General features: G+C 72.3%; 14 protein-coding genes. 3 read left to right on the plus strand and 11 right to left on the minus strand.

Annotation, left to right across the window (positions count from 1 at the left end):
• Positions 1-142: 142 nt before the first annotated feature.
• The 10 genes from Aeryth_RS03950 to galK form a co-directional block, all read right to left on the minus strand.
• Complete coding sequence (locus tag Aeryth_RS03950) at positions 143-1099, minus strand: sulfate/molybdate ABC transporter ATP-binding protein (protein WP_067854916.1); 957 nt, start codon at positions 1097-1099, stop codon at positions 143-145.
• A 13-nt stretch (positions 1100-1112) separates the two neighbouring features.
• A complete protein-coding gene (locus tag Aeryth_RS03955) occupies positions 1113-1943 on the minus strand; it encodes a sulfate ABC transporter permease (protein ID WP_067854921.1) in 831 nt (276 codons plus the stop codon).
• Positions 1936-2781, minus strand: a complete 846-nt coding sequence (gene cysT, locus Aeryth_RS03960) for a sulfate ABC transporter permease subunit CysT (RefSeq protein WP_067854926.1) — start codon at positions 2779-2781, stop codon at positions 1936-1938. Before cysT ends, Aeryth_RS03955 begins: the two co-directional genes overlap by 8 nt.
• A gap of 37 nt (positions 2782-2818) precedes the next feature.
• Positions 2819-3901, minus strand: a complete 1083-nt coding sequence (locus Aeryth_RS03965) for a sulfate ABC transporter substrate-binding protein (protein ID WP_067854929.1) — start codon at positions 3899-3901, stop codon at positions 2819-2821.
• Positions 3902-4070: 169 nt separating this feature from the next.
• Positions 4071-4934 carry a formyltetrahydrofolate deformylase gene (gene purU, locus Aeryth_RS03970; protein WP_067854932.1) on the minus strand — a complete coding sequence of 288 codons (864 nt, stop codon included), beginning with the start codon at positions 4932-4934 and terminating at the stop codon, positions 4071-4073.
• A 10-nt stretch (positions 4935-4944) separates the two neighbouring features.
• The gene (locus Aeryth_RS03975; protein ID WP_317697578.1) at positions 4945-6480 is read right to left on the minus strand and encodes a DHA2 family efflux MFS transporter permease subunit; all 1536 of its coding nucleotides are present in this window, start codon (positions 6478-6480) and stop codon (positions 4945-4947) included.
• A gap of 150 nt (positions 6481-6630) precedes the next feature.
• Positions 6631-7761 (minus strand): GNAT family N-acetyltransferase, encoded by a 1131-nt coding sequence (locus Aeryth_RS03980; RefSeq protein ID WP_067854935.1) that lies wholly within the window; start codon positions 7759-7761, stop codon positions 6631-6633.
• Positions 7758-8000 carry a hypothetical protein gene (locus tag Aeryth_RS03985; RefSeq protein ID WP_067854938.1) on the minus strand — a complete coding sequence of 81 codons (243 nt, stop codon included), beginning with the start codon at positions 7998-8000 and terminating at the stop codon, positions 7758-7760. The genes Aeryth_RS03980 and Aeryth_RS03985 overlap by 4 nt, the downstream gene beginning before the upstream one ends.
• A 70-nt stretch (positions 8001-8070) precedes the next feature.
• Positions 8071-8916, minus strand: a complete 846-nt coding sequence (locus Aeryth_RS03990) for a prephenate dehydratase (protein ID WP_067854942.1) — start codon at positions 8914-8916, stop codon at positions 8071-8073.
• A gap of 23 nt (positions 8917-8939) precedes the next feature.
• Positions 8940-10049: a galactokinase gene (galK, locus tag Aeryth_RS03995; protein ID WP_067854947.1), complete on the minus strand. Its 1110-nt coding sequence runs from the start codon at positions 10047-10049 to the stop codon at positions 8940-8942.
• A 52-nt stretch (positions 10050-10101) separates the two neighbouring features.
• Between galK and trpS the strand changes: the two genes are divergently transcribed.
• Positions 10102-11115, plus strand: a complete 1014-nt coding sequence (gene trpS / locus Aeryth_RS04000) for a tryptophan--tRNA ligase (RefSeq protein ID WP_470207142.1) — start codon at positions 10102-10104, stop codon at positions 11113-11115.
• Positions 11108-11674 carry a 2'-5' RNA ligase family protein gene (locus Aeryth_RS04005; protein ID WP_236749811.1) on the plus strand — a complete coding sequence of 189 codons (567 nt, stop codon included), beginning with the start codon at positions 11108-11110 and terminating at the stop codon, positions 11672-11674. The genes trpS and Aeryth_RS04005 overlap by 8 nt, the downstream gene beginning before the upstream one ends.
• Positions 11675-11692: 18 nt before the next feature.
• Here Aeryth_RS04005 and Aeryth_RS04010 read toward each other — a convergent pair whose 3' ends face one another.
• Positions 11693-12253 (minus strand): TetR/AcrR family transcriptional regulator, encoded by a 561-nt coding sequence (locus Aeryth_RS04010; protein WP_067854963.1) that lies wholly within the window; start codon positions 12251-12253, stop codon positions 11693-11695.
• A 70-nt stretch (positions 12254-12323) separates the two neighbouring features.
• Here Aeryth_RS04010 and Aeryth_RS04015 point away from each other — a divergent pair, with 70 nt between their 5' ends.
• On the plus strand, positions 12324-12890 hold the full coding sequence (locus Aeryth_RS04015; RefSeq protein ID WP_067854968.1) for a dihydrofolate reductase family protein: 567 nt from the start codon (positions 12324-12326) through the stop codon (positions 12888-12890).
• The last annotated feature ends 5 nt before the right edge of the window (positions 12891-12895 follow it).

A 12895-nucleotide genomic window follows, 5' to 3' on the forward strand; every position in this document is an offset into this window, starting at 1 on the left:
CTGTTCGTCGTGCTCGTGCTCGGTCAGGCCCTCGGCTCGGCCCTGGCGGGCGCCCTCGTGGGCGGCGTCGGGCACGAGGCGGCGTTCGCGGCTGCCGCCTGCCTGACCGCGGTCGGCGCGGTCGTGGCGGTGCCGGTGCGGGTCAGGAGGCCCCGGGCCGCAGGCGCAGCCACACCCGGTCGCCCTCGTGCAGCCCGAGGGCCGTCGCGTCCGTGCGGGTGAGGCTGACGAGCACCGGGCCCGGCTGGCGGGCGTCCTCGGGCGTGACCTCCAGGCGCACCTCGAACCCGATTCGCGTCCAGCGGGTGATCGTGCCCACCGTGACCGCCGCCTGCTCGTAGCGCGAGATCTCGATGTCGTGCGGGCGCACCAGGTGGTCGCCGAGCCTGGTCACGGGACCGAGGAAGGACAGCACGAAGTCGCTCGCCGGCTTGTCGTAGAGGTCGTCGGGCGTGCCGACCTGCTCGATGCGGCCGTCGTTGATCACCACGATCGAGTCGGCCACCTCGAGCGCCTCCTCCTGGTCGTGCGTGACGAACACCGTGGTCACGTGCATCTCGTCGTGCAGGCGGCGCAGCCAGTCCCGCAGCTCCTTGCGGACCTTCGCGTCGAGCGCGCCGAACGGCTCGTCGAGCAGCAGCACCGACGGCTCGATGGCGAGGGCGCGAGCCAGTGCCATGCGCTGACGTTGTCCGCCCGAGAGCTGCGTCGGGCGACGGTCCGCGAACTGCTCGAGGTGCACGAGCCGCAGCAGCTCATCGACCTTGGCCTCGATCTCGGCCTTCGGGCGCTTGCGGATCTCCAGGCCGAACGACACGTTGCGTCGCACGCTGAGGTGCTTGAACGCCGCGTAGTGCTGGAAGACGAACCCGACGTTGCGCTTCTGCACGGGCACGCCGGTGGTGTCGACGCCCTCGATGACGACCGAGCCGGAGTCGGCGCTCTCCAGGCCGGCGATGATCCGCAGCAGCGTGGTCTTGCCGCCACCGCTCGGTCCGAGCAGCGCGGTGAGCTGGCCGGTGGGGATCGACAGGTCGACGTCGTCGAGCGCGACGAAGTCGCCGAACCGCTTGCTGACGCCTGCGACCTCGATGCTCATGGGGCCTTCCCTCTCAGTGGCGGTCCGCGCGGGAGCGCAGGACCTGGACGACGACGATGCAGACGACGGAGACGCTGGCGAGCAGGAACGCGATCGCGTAGGCGCCCTCGACGTCGAAGTTGAGGTACTTCTCCTCCACGGCCAGCGTGGCGGTCCGGGTCTCGCCGAGGACGTTGCCCGACACGACCTTGACGGCGCCGAACTCACCGAGCGAACGGGCGAGGGTCAGCACGACGCCGTAGACGACCGCCCAGCGGATGCCCGGCAGGGTGATCCGCCAGAAGGTCTGCCAGGGGTTGGCGCCGAGCGAGCGGGCGGCCTGCTCCTGCTCGGTGCCGATCTCGCGCAGCACCGGCACGACCTCGCGGATGACGAGTGGCAGGGAGACGAACGCCGTCGCCATGACGATGCCGGGCGTGGAGAAGATGACCTGGAAGCCCCAGCCCTCGAGCGTGGGGCCGAACCACCCGCCGCGCCCGCCGTAAACGAGCACGAGGGCCAGACCGATGACGATCGGCGAGACGGAGAGCGGCAGGTCGAGCGCGGCGCTGAGCAGACGCTTGCCCGGGAACTCGGTGCGCACCAGCAGCAGCGACATGCTGACGCCGAACACGAGGTTGATGGCCGTCGCGCAGAGGGCGGCGACGGCGGTGAGCTGCAGTGCCGCCACCATGTCGGGGTCCTCGAACAGGCCGCGCAACGACGTCAGGCCGTCGGCGAACGTGTTGGTCACGACGAGCGCGACCGGCCAGACCACGAGCAGTGCGAGGTACACGACCGCGACGACGCGCAGCAGGTAGGTGACCGGGCCACGGGGGTGGCGGGTCGTCCGAGCGTCAGCCACGGTCGCTGATCCTCCTCTGCAGCAGGTCGAGCACGACGATGGTCGCCAGCGAGACGAGCAGCAGCAGGGTCGCGATGGACGCGGCGGCCTCGGGGTTGTCGTTCTCGATCGCGCTCAGGATGCGCACGGACGCCACCTCGGAGGTGAAGGGCAGGTTGCCCGACAGCAGCACGAGCGACCCGTACTCGCCCACGGCCCGCGCGAACGACAGCGCCGCGCCTGCGGTGATGGCCGGCGCGAGGCTGGGCAGGATGACGCGGCGGAACGTGGTGAACCGGCTCGCGCCGAGCGACGCGGCGGCTTCCTCGACCTCGAGGTCGAGCTCCTCCAGCACGGGCTGGACCATGCGGACCACGAACGGCAGCGTCACGAACAGGAACGCCAGGTACACCGACGCTCCGGAGTTCGCGACGTTGATGCCGAGCGGGCTGTCGTCCTTGCCGTAGAGCGACAGGAGCACGAGCCCGGCCACGATCGTCGGCAGGGCGAACGGGATGTCGATGACCACCTCGAGCACCCCCTTGCCGGGGAACCGGTCGCGGACGAGCACCCAGGCGATGACGGTGCCGACGACGACGTTCACGGCGGTCACGGCGACGGCGGCCTCGAGCGTCAGCACGATGGCCGAGCGGGTCTGCGCGTTGGTGATCGCCCGCCAGAAGTTCGCCCAGCCGCCCTCGGACGCGGTGATGACGACCGCGCAGAGGGGGATGAGGACGAGCAGGCTGAACCACAGCATCGAGATGCCGAGGCCGAGCCCGGACGTGCGGGTGAGGGTGCTCGGCAGCGCCGGCCGGAAGCGTGCCGGCCGGCGCTGCGCCGGTGCGGTGGAGGTCATGCCGTCCTGAGGGTCGTCGGTGCGGTCGGGCCGGGCGTTACTGCGAGGCCTTGCCGGACTTCGCGATGGCCTCGGTGACGATGCCGACGGGCGCGCCGTCCTTGCCGTCGCCGAAGAGCTTGTCCTTCACGCCGCTCCAGTCGTGCCCGCCGAAGTCGTCGGCGAGGGTCAGGAGGTTCTTGACCTTCGGGAACGGGTCGGACGCGTCGGCGGCACCCTTGATGTCGGAGGCCTTCAGGCCCACGGCGGACAGGTCGGCGACGCCGGGCTGCTCCTCGTTGAGGGGGCGGAAGCCCTTGAGCGCGAACTCGCGCTGGCCGGTCTTGCCGAGCACGAAGTCGAGCCACGGCTCGGTCGCCGGGACGTGCTTCTTCAGCACGGCGCCGGGGTTCTCGATCAGCACGGTGGTGTCGGGGATGACGTAGTCGAAGCCCTGGCCGTTCTGGTTCGCCAGGATGGCCTCGTTCTCGTAGGCCAGGAGCACGTCGCCCGTGCCGCCCAGGAAGCTCTGGGTGGCGTCGCGACCGCTGTTGGTCAGCGACACCACGTTCTTGAAGAGCTTGTCGACGTACGCGGTGGCCTCGGCGTCGCTGCCGCCCTGGCTGGTCACGCTGCCCCACGCGGCGAGCGCGTTCCAGCGGGCCGCGCCGGAGGAGGCGGGGTTGGCCGTGACGATCTTCACGCCGGGCTTGACCAGGTCGTCCCAGCCCTGGATGTTCTTGGGGTTGCCCTTGCGGACGCCGAGCACGACCACCGAGGTCGAGACGATGCCCTGGTTGGGGCCGTCGTCCCAGGTCTTGTCGACGAGGCCCGCGTCGACCAGGCGGTCGACGTCGGTCGCGACGGACAGGTGGACGTAGTCGGCGGGCAGGCCGTCGGCCACCGCGCGGCTCTGGTCGCCGGACGCGCCGTAGGAGGTCTTGAACGAGACGCCCTTGCCCTCGGGCGTCTCCTCGAACTTCTCGGCGATCGCCTTGTTGGCCGCCTCGGGGACCGCGAAGCCGACGATCTTGATCGTGTCGGCGCTGCTGGAGCCGCCCGACCCGCAGGCGCTGAGCACCAGGGCGGAGGCGGCCGCGAGCGCGGCGGCGGTCGTCAGTCGGCGGCGGAGCGTCGTCATGGAGTCGTCCTCGGGTCTCGGGCGCACCCTCGGGGGTGGTGCGTCGAGGTACGACGGTAGGCGTCCGGGACCGCGCTGCACGCAGGTCTCATCATGTGGACCCCGAGGTCGGGGAGTGAGACGGACGGCCAGAGCCGCGCGCTGGGCGCGGCCCGGCCCTTGCGGCGGGTCAGGCGAAGACGACGGTGCGTGGTCCGTTCATCAGCACGCGCGACTCGGCGTGCAGGCGCACCGCGCGCGAGAGCGTCTGGGCCTCGACGTCGCGGCCCACGCGGGCCAGGTCGGCGGGCGCCATGCGGTGGTCGACGCGCTGGACGCCCTGCTCGATGATCGGGCCCTCATCGAGGTCGGCGGTGACGTAGTGGGCCGTCGCGCCGATCAGCTTGACGCCGCGGGCGTGGGCCTGGTGGTAGGGGCGCGCGCCCTTGAAGCTGGGCAGGAAGCTGTGGTGGATGTTGATGGCTCGCCCCGCCAGCGAGCGGCAGAGGTCGTCGCTGAGGATCTGCATGTACCGCGCGAGCACCACGAGGTCGACCTCCAGGTCCTCGACGAGAGAGAGCACCTGCGCCTCCACGTCGGCCTTCGTCTCCCGGGTGACCGGCAGGTGGTGGAACGGCACGTCGTACGCGTCGGCGAGCCGCTCGAGGTCGCGGTGGTTCGACACCACGGCGGGCACCTCGATGTTGAGGGAGCCGGAGCTCTGCCGGTAGAGCAGGTCGTTCAGGCAGTGGCCCTCCTTGGAGACCATCACGAGGGTGCGCGCCGGCCGCTCGGCCTCGACGAGCCGGAACTGCATGTCCAGCTCGGCGGCGACCTGCCCGAAGCCGTCCGCGAGCGCCGCGGTCTGTGCGTCCGAGCCGAAGTCGACGTGCAGGCGCAGGAAGAACTCGCCCGACCCGTCGTCGGCCGGCTGCTCCGTGTACTGCTGGGAGTCGAGGATGTTGCCGCCGGCCTCGTGGATCCACCGGGTCACGGCGTACACGAGCCCCGGCCGGTCCGGGCAGGACAGCGTCAGGACGTGGGTGCTGGTCACCCGCCGCAGTCTAGGCAGCGGGTGCGGCCTGCGCGGGGGCGGTGGCCGGGGCGGTGCCCTGGTGGCGCGGGCGCTCGAACAGCAGCACGACGACCAGTCCGACGACGAACGCGGCGGCCGGCAGCCAGAAGGCCTCCGACATCGCCCGCGAGAAGGCCTCGGCCACCGGCGCGGGCATGCTCGCGGAGCCACCGGTCGCGGACTGGAACGCGCTCGCGTCGCCCTGCAGGCCGTTGGCGGCCAGGCGCGATCCGATGAGCGCGGCGACGGCGGCGCTGCCGAGGGCCGCGGCCACCTGGCGCGTCGTGTTGTAGACGCCGGCGCCGGCGCCGGCCGACGACATCGGCAGGTTCCGCGTGGCCGTGGCGCTCAGCGGGGCCCAGAGGAACGCGTTGGACACACCGAACAGCGCCATGGGCAGCAGCAGCTGCCACGCGGGCGTCGTCGGGTCGACGAGGCTGCCGAGCCAGCGCATGGCCACCGCGGCGGTGCCGAAGCCCACGAGCGTCAGCAGACGCGGGTGGACGCGGTCGGACAGCTTGCCCACCACGGGCGAGAGGAGCAGCAGCACCACGGCCATGGGCGTCATGAAGAGCGCCGACTCGGTCGGGCTCCAGCCGCGGGCGCCCTGCGCGTAGAACATGAACGGCAGGCTCATGGCGGTGATGGCGAGCGAGACCATGGCGATGGCGACGTTGCCGACCGAGAAGTTGCGGTCGCGGAACAGCCCGAGCGGCACGAGCGGCTCGCGGCGCACGCGCGCCTGCCAGGCGACGAACAGGCCGAGCACGACGACCCCGAGCGCGATGAGCAGCGGGACGCTGATCGGCCCGGTGATGGTGCCCCAGTCGTACCGCTCGCCCTCTTGGATGCCGAAGACGAGCAGGAACATGCCGGCGGCGCTGAGCGCGACGCCGAGCCAGTCGATGGTGTGGGCGTGCGTCTCGAGCACGGGCACCAGACGGACGGCGAGGACGAAGCCGACGAGACCGACCGGGATGTTGACGAAGAAGATCCACTCCCAGCCGGCGGCGTCGACGAGCACGCCGCCGAGGATCGGGCCGACGAGCGTCGCGACGCCCGCGGTGGCGCCCCAGAGCGCCATGGCGCTGCCGCGCTTGGCGGCCGGGAACGTGCGGGTGATGACCGCCATGGTCTGCGGCGTGAGGAGCGACGCGCCGATCCCCTGCACCACGCGGGCGGCGATGAGCCCGCCGATCGAGTCCGTCAGCCCGCACCACAGGGAAGCCAGGGTGAAGATGGTCAGGCCGAGCAGGTAGACGTTCTTCGGCCCGAAGCGGTCGCCGAGACGTCCGGTGACCAGCAGCGGCACGGCGTAGGCGAGCAGGTAGGCGCTCGTGACCCAGATGCCGCTGTTGTAGTCGGTGCGCAGGTCCTCGATGATCGCCGGCGTCGCCACCGACACGATCGTGTTGTCGACGAGGATCATGAAGAACCCGATGACCATCGCCCAGAGGGCGGGCCAGGGGGACGGCGTCGTCGAGGAGGTGGCGCCGGGCTGCTGCGGCTCGCTCAGTTGGGTCACGCAACCAGTGTGCCGTCGTGTGCCGACAGAAGCAGCGCCAGTGGCCGACGTCTCACTCGCACTGACGGAGCACGCCGACGCAGCAGCGGGCCGCGACGCCTGCGTCCAGCCAGCCCAGTCCAGGCCGGTCCAACCCAGGCCGCAGGTCGGCTACCGCAGGTCGTCGGCGAGCAGGTCGTAGGAGACGAGGTCGTCGAGCGTGTCGTCGCCCAGCATCTCGGCCTGGCGCTCCACCCCGAGCCGACGGAACCCGGACCGCTCGGCCACGCGGTTGCTGGCCACGTTGCCCGCGGCGGCCAGCAGGCTGAGTCGGTGCAGCCCGGGGCCGTCGGGCGAGAACGCCCAGTGCGTGACCGCCTCCACAGCCTCGCCCACGAGTCCGCGACCGCGCGCATCGGGGTGCGCCCAGTAGCCCACCTCGGCCGTGCCGGGGTTCACGCCGCCGAGGTGCATGAGCGTCACGAGAGCGACGAGGTCGTCGGAGACGGGGTCGGCCACGGCCCAGGTGATCTTCTCCCCGGTCGCGGAGCGCCACGTGCAGTCGGCCACGAAGGCGCGGGCCACCTCGGGCGTGTAGGGGTGCGGCAGCGTCCGCAGCCAGTGCCGCGTGGTCGGGTCGGAGCACGCCTGCGCCACGCGGTGCGCGTCGGTCTCCACGAGCGGTCGCAGCTGCAGGCGGTCGGTCCTGAGCCTCGGCGCGTCCTGCCACGGCCGGCGGGCGTAGGGCGCGTCGCCGAAGCGCAGCACGGCCGTCCAGGCGTCGAGCGTACGGCCGCGCTCGTGCAGCAGGGCGGGTGCGGTGCCCACCAGCTCGAAGCCGCAGGCGTGCGCGACCCGCAGGGACGCCTCGTTGCCCACGTGGGCCCGCCAGTGCACCGCCTCGATCCCGGCCTCGGTGAAGCCGTGGTCGACGGCGAGCCGCACGGCGGCGGTCATGATGCCGCGACCTCGCGCCCACGGGTGGAGCGTGAAGCCGATGTCGGCGACGGGGCCGCCGCGCACGTCGACGTTCCCGGCGAAGCGCGGACGTCCGTCGTCGTCCTCGGCCTCCACGACCCACATGCGGGCGGTGCCCTCGTCCCAGGCGCGGGCGCCGACGTGCAGGGCGAACTGCTCGCTCATCTCCCGCGTGTTCGGGATCGGCACGGCGGTCCAGCGCTGCATGGCGGGGTCCTGCGTCATCTCCCACATCGGCTCGACGTCGGCCGGGGTGGCCGCGCGCAGCGTGACGACGCCGTCGGTCAGCACCGGGACCGACAGCGGGAACGGCAGCCCGTTCACCGCGCGCGCAGGATGTCGAGGATCTCGTCGAGCTTGGCGCCGTGCTCGTCCAGGGTCCGGGTGTGGTCGGCGAGGGTCCGGGTGTGGTCGGCGAGGGTCCGGGTGTGGTCGGCGAGGGTCCGGGTGTGCTCGGCGAGGGTGCCCGTGTGACCGTCGACCGTCGAACGGATCTCCGAGACGATCTCGTACAGGTCGTCGACGTCGTTGCGCAGCTGGCTCACGCGGTCCGGCGGGGTCATGCGGCCACGCTACTGCGCGTGCACGCCCACGACCAAGGCCTTCGTGGCCGACCTGTGGACGGGCGCGACCTCAGCGCTGCTCGGCGCGGAACGGGTCGGCCGCGTACACGCCGAGCACGCGCGTCTCGGTGGTGAAGAAGCCGAGCTCCTCCAGGGCCCGAGCCACGTGCGGGTCGTCGGGGTGCCCGTCGACCTCGGCGAGGAACTGGGTGGCCGTGAACTCCCCGCCGACCATGTAGCTCTCGAGCTTCGTCATGTTGACGCCGTTCGTGGCGAACCCGCCGAGTGCCTTGTAGAGGGCGGCGGGGAGGTTGCGGACGTTGAAGATGAAGGTGGTGACGACGGGGCCCGCCCCCTGGGGTGCGCGCACCGGCTCGCGGGACAGCTCCACGAAGCGCGTGGTGTTGTGGTCCTCGTCCTCGACGTCTGCGGCGAGGATGTCGAGGCCGTAGATCTCGGCCGCGAGCGGCGGCGCGATGGCGGCGGAGGTGACGTCGGCGGCCTCGGCGATCTCGCGCGCGGCCCCGGCGGTGTCACCGGAGACGATCGGGGTCCATCCGTGCTGGCCGATGATCTTGCGGCACTGCCCGAGCGCGTGCACGTGGCTGTGGACGGTGCGCACGGTCTCCAGCGTCGTGCCCGGGACGCCCATGACCATGAACTGGATGCGCAGGAAGTGCTCGCCGACGATGTGCAGGCCCGACGTCGGCAGGAAGTGGTGGATGTCGGCGACCCGGCCGGCGATCGAGTTGTCGATCGGGATCATGGCGAGGTCGGCGTCGCCGCCCGTGACCGCCGCGAACACGTCCTCGAACGACGCGCAGGCCACGGCCTCGGCGTCGGGGTGGTGCTGCTGGCAGACGATGTGGGAGTTCGCGCCGGGCTCTCCCTGGTACGCGATGCGGCGGGCGGTCACGCGCCCAGTGTGGCACCGCCGCGTCAGGCGGTGCGGTGGGCTCCTGCTGCGGCCCGGACGGCGAAGACCTCCGGTGCCCTCCACCCCAGCGCGTCGTAGCGCTGCTCCACCAGCTCGCGCACGGCGCGCGCCTTGGTCTGGGGGACGAGCGCGATGGCCGACCCGCCGAACCCGCCTCCAGTCATGCGCGCCCCCAGGGCCCCGCCCTCGACGGCCGCCTCGACCGCGACGTCGAGCTCGGCGCAGCTGACCTCGAAGTCGTCGCGCAGCGAGACGTGCGAGGCGGTGAGGATGGTGCCGAGCTGCTCGAAGTCGTTCTCGCCGAGCGTCCGCAACGCCGCCTTGACCCGCGCGGTCTCGGTGAAGACGTGCTGGGTGCGGCGGCGCAGCACCGGGTCCTCCAGGCGGACGAGGGCGTCGAGCCCGGCCTTCGCGAGGTGCTCGAGGCCGAGCTCGGCGGCAGCCCGCTCGCACTCCTCGCGCCGCTCGCCGTACCCGCCGCCGACGTTCGAGTGGTCGACGCCGGTCGCGACGACGAGGAGCGCGAGGTCGGCGGTGGCGAGGTCGAACGGCACCCGCGTCGGATCGTCGTCGGACAGCGGGTCGGTGACCACCGCCTCGCCTGCTCGCCCGAACGTGACGGCGAGCTGGTCCATGAGTCCGGTGGGCGCCCCCACGAAGTCGTTCTCGGCGCGCTGCGCGAGGCGCGCCACCTCCAGCGGCGCGACGTCGAGGTCGGCGACGTCGGCCAGCGCCGAGACGACTCCCACGGTGAGTGCCGCCGACGAGGAGAGTCCGGAGCCCAGCGGCAGGGTCGACTCGAGCACCAGGTCGACGCCCGGCAGCGGGCCCGCGGTCCCGAGCGCCCAGACGGCGCCCGCCGGGTAGGCGGCCCAGTCGTCGGCCGACACCGTGCCGTCGTCGGGTGCGACGTCGGTGCGGAAGGTCGCGCGCTCGCGGGTGCCGTCGGGCAGCGTGCTCCAGACGTTGACCGCGTCGTCGTCGCGGCGGCGGACCTTCACCGTGAGGAAGCGGTCGATCGCGAACGGCACCGAGGGACCGCCGTTGTAGTCGAGGTGCTCCCCGATGAGGTTGACCCGACCCGGAACCTGCCACGTGCGTACGTCGCTCACGGCCCCGAGCCTAGGACCTGTCCCGCGAGGAGCCACTGGCACAATGCACAGCATGTCCAGCAGCACCCGTCCACGCTCGCTGTCCGGCATCCAGCCGACGGCCGAGTCGTTCCACCTCGGGAACTACCTGGGAGCGGTGCGGCAGTGGGTCGGCCTTCAGGAGGACCACGACGCGTTCTACTTCATCGCCGACCTGCACGCCCTGACGGTGCAGCCCGACCCGGCGCAGCTGCGCGCGCGGGTGCACCGCTCGGCCGCCCAGCTGCTGGCCGCCGGCGTCGACCCCGAGCGGTCGGCCCTGTTCTGCCAGAGCCACGTGCCGGAGCACACCCAGCTGGCGTGGGTCTTCAACTGCCTCACGGGCTTCGGCGAGGCGGGCCGCATGACCCAGTTCAAGGACAAGAGCGCGAAGGCGGGCGCCGACAAGGCGAGCGTCGGGCTGTTCACGTACCCGATCCTGCAGGCCGCCGACATCCTGCTCTACAACCCGCACCACGTGCCGGTGGGCGAGGACCAGCGCCAGCACCTCGAGCTGTCGCGCAACCTCGCGCAGCGCTTCAACCACCACTACGGCGAGACGTTCCGCCAGCCCGAGGCCTACATCGTCAAGGGCACCGCCAAGATCGCCGACCTGCAGGACCCGACCGCGAAGATGAGCAAGTCGGCGTCGTCGCCGAACGGCATCGTCGACCTGCTGGACGACCCGAAGAAGGCGGCCAAGAAGATCCGCTCGGCGGTCACGGACTCCGGCGACACGATCCGCTACGACCCGGAGGGCCAGCCGGGGATCGCGAACCTGCTCACGCTGTTCGCGACGGTGGCGGGCACGACCGTCGACGACGTGGTCGCGCAGTTCGAGGGCCAGCAGTACGGGCACCTGAAGGTCGCCCTCGCCGACCTCGTGGCCGACCTCGTGAGCGGTTTCGGCGAGCGCACCCGCGCCTACCTCGACGACCCCGCCGAGCTCGACCGCGTGCTCGCCGCGGGGGCGGCCCGCGCCCGCGAGGTCGCGGCGCCGGTGGTGGTGGACGTGTACGACAAGGTCGGGCTCGTCCGCGGTGTCTGACCCCTGCCTGGAGGGCGTGACGTCGCAGGACGGCGCGCTGACCTTCGGTGTCGCGATCGCCGTCCCGGAGCCGTTCGGCGAGCGGCTGCGCGCCCGTAGGGCGTCGTTCGGCGACCCTGCGGCCGCGCAGATCCCCAGCCACATCACGCTGCTGCCCCCCGACCAGGTCACCGAGGACGGGCTCGACGACCTCGCGGCGCGGCTCGAGCACGTGGCCGCCCGGACGGCTCCGTTCGAGGTGACGCTGCAGGGCACCGGCACGTTCCGGCCCGTCTCGCCCGTGGTGTTCGTGGCGGTCAGCCGGGGCATCGCCGAGGCGGGGGTCCTCGCGGCCGACCTGCGGGCCGCGCTCGACGCGCCGGAGCCGCTGTTCCCCTTCCACCCCCACGTGACGGTGGCGCACCACCTCGACGACGCCGCCCTCGACCACGCCTACGCGACGCTCGAGGACTTCGGCTGCGACTTCGACGTCACCGAGGTCGCGCTCTACCTGCACCGCGAGGGCGAGGGGTGGTCGACCCACCGCACGTTCGCGCTCGAGGGACCGCGCCCCGGCTGAGCCCGACGGTCCGGCGTCTCAGCGCAGGATGCGGTCGACCAGCTCCTCGATCGCGGTCTCGAGCGGCACGCCGGTGTCGAGCGGCACGGTCAGCTGGTCCAGCACCAGGCCGTCGACGGCGTGGTGGAGCAGGGCGAGCTCCGTGCGTCCGCCGGGCAGGCCGGCCTCGGCGTTGAAGACGACGTCGTCCTCGAAGGCGCGCTGTCGCCAGGCGCCGAGGGTCGCGGCGACGTGGGGTCGCCGCGCGGCCTCCAGGCGCAGCTCGAAGAGCGCCAGCGCCACGTGCGGGTCGGCGCGGAGTCGTCGCACGACGTCGCGCACGTAGGCGGTGAACAGGGCGCGGTCGGCCGGGGCGTCTCCTCGCACGGCCTCGGCGTCGGGCGTGAGGCGCTCGCCGATGCGCTCGACCAGGGCCGCGACGAGGTCGTCGCGGCGGGGGAAGTAGTTCGACGCCGTCCCGACCGGAAGGCCGGCGGCCCTGTCGACGGCACGGTGGGTGAGTCCCCGCGCGCCCTCCTGTGCGAGCACGCGGATCCCGGCGTCGGCGAGCGCGGCACGGCGGTGGTCGTTGCGGGGCACGGGACCACCCTAGCGACACCACGACACCTGTCGTACTCTGACCACGACAGGTGTCGTGATAGGAGGACAGGTGCGAGAGCTCGTCTACTACGTGGCCGTCAGTGTCGACGGCTTCATCGCCGATGTCGACGGCGGCTTCGATGCGTTCATGGTCGAGGGCGACCACGAGTCCGTCGTGCTGCAGGAGTACGCCGACGCCCTCCCCGCCCACGCGCACGCCGCTCTGGGCACCGAGCCGCCGGGGACGCGGTTCGACACCGTCGTCATGGGGTGGAACACCCTGCGGCCCGCGCTCGACGTGGGGATCGCGAGCCCCTACCCGCACCTGCACCAGGTCGTGGCGAGCCGCGGTGGACGGACGGTCGACCCGACGCTCGCGCTCGTGCGCGACCCCGTGGCCTGCGTGCGCGAGCTCAAGGCCGGCGACGGGCTCGACGTCTGGCTGTGCGGCGGGGGCCAGCTGGCGGGCGCACTGCTCCCCGAGATCGATCGCCTCGTCCTGAAGCGTCACCCTGTCGTGCTCGGAGCCGGGATCCCGTTGTTCGGCGGGGTCACCGCCGGCGCCGCGCGCTTCACCCCGACCCGGCTGCGCCCGTTCGAGTCGGGCGTCGTGGTGGAGGAGTATGCACGCCGCTGAGGCCC

Source organism: Aeromicrobium erythreum (assembly GCF_001509405.1).
Classification (GTDB): Bacteria; Actinomycetota; Actinomycetes; order Propionibacteriales; family Nocardioidaceae; genus Aeromicrobium; species Aeromicrobium erythreum.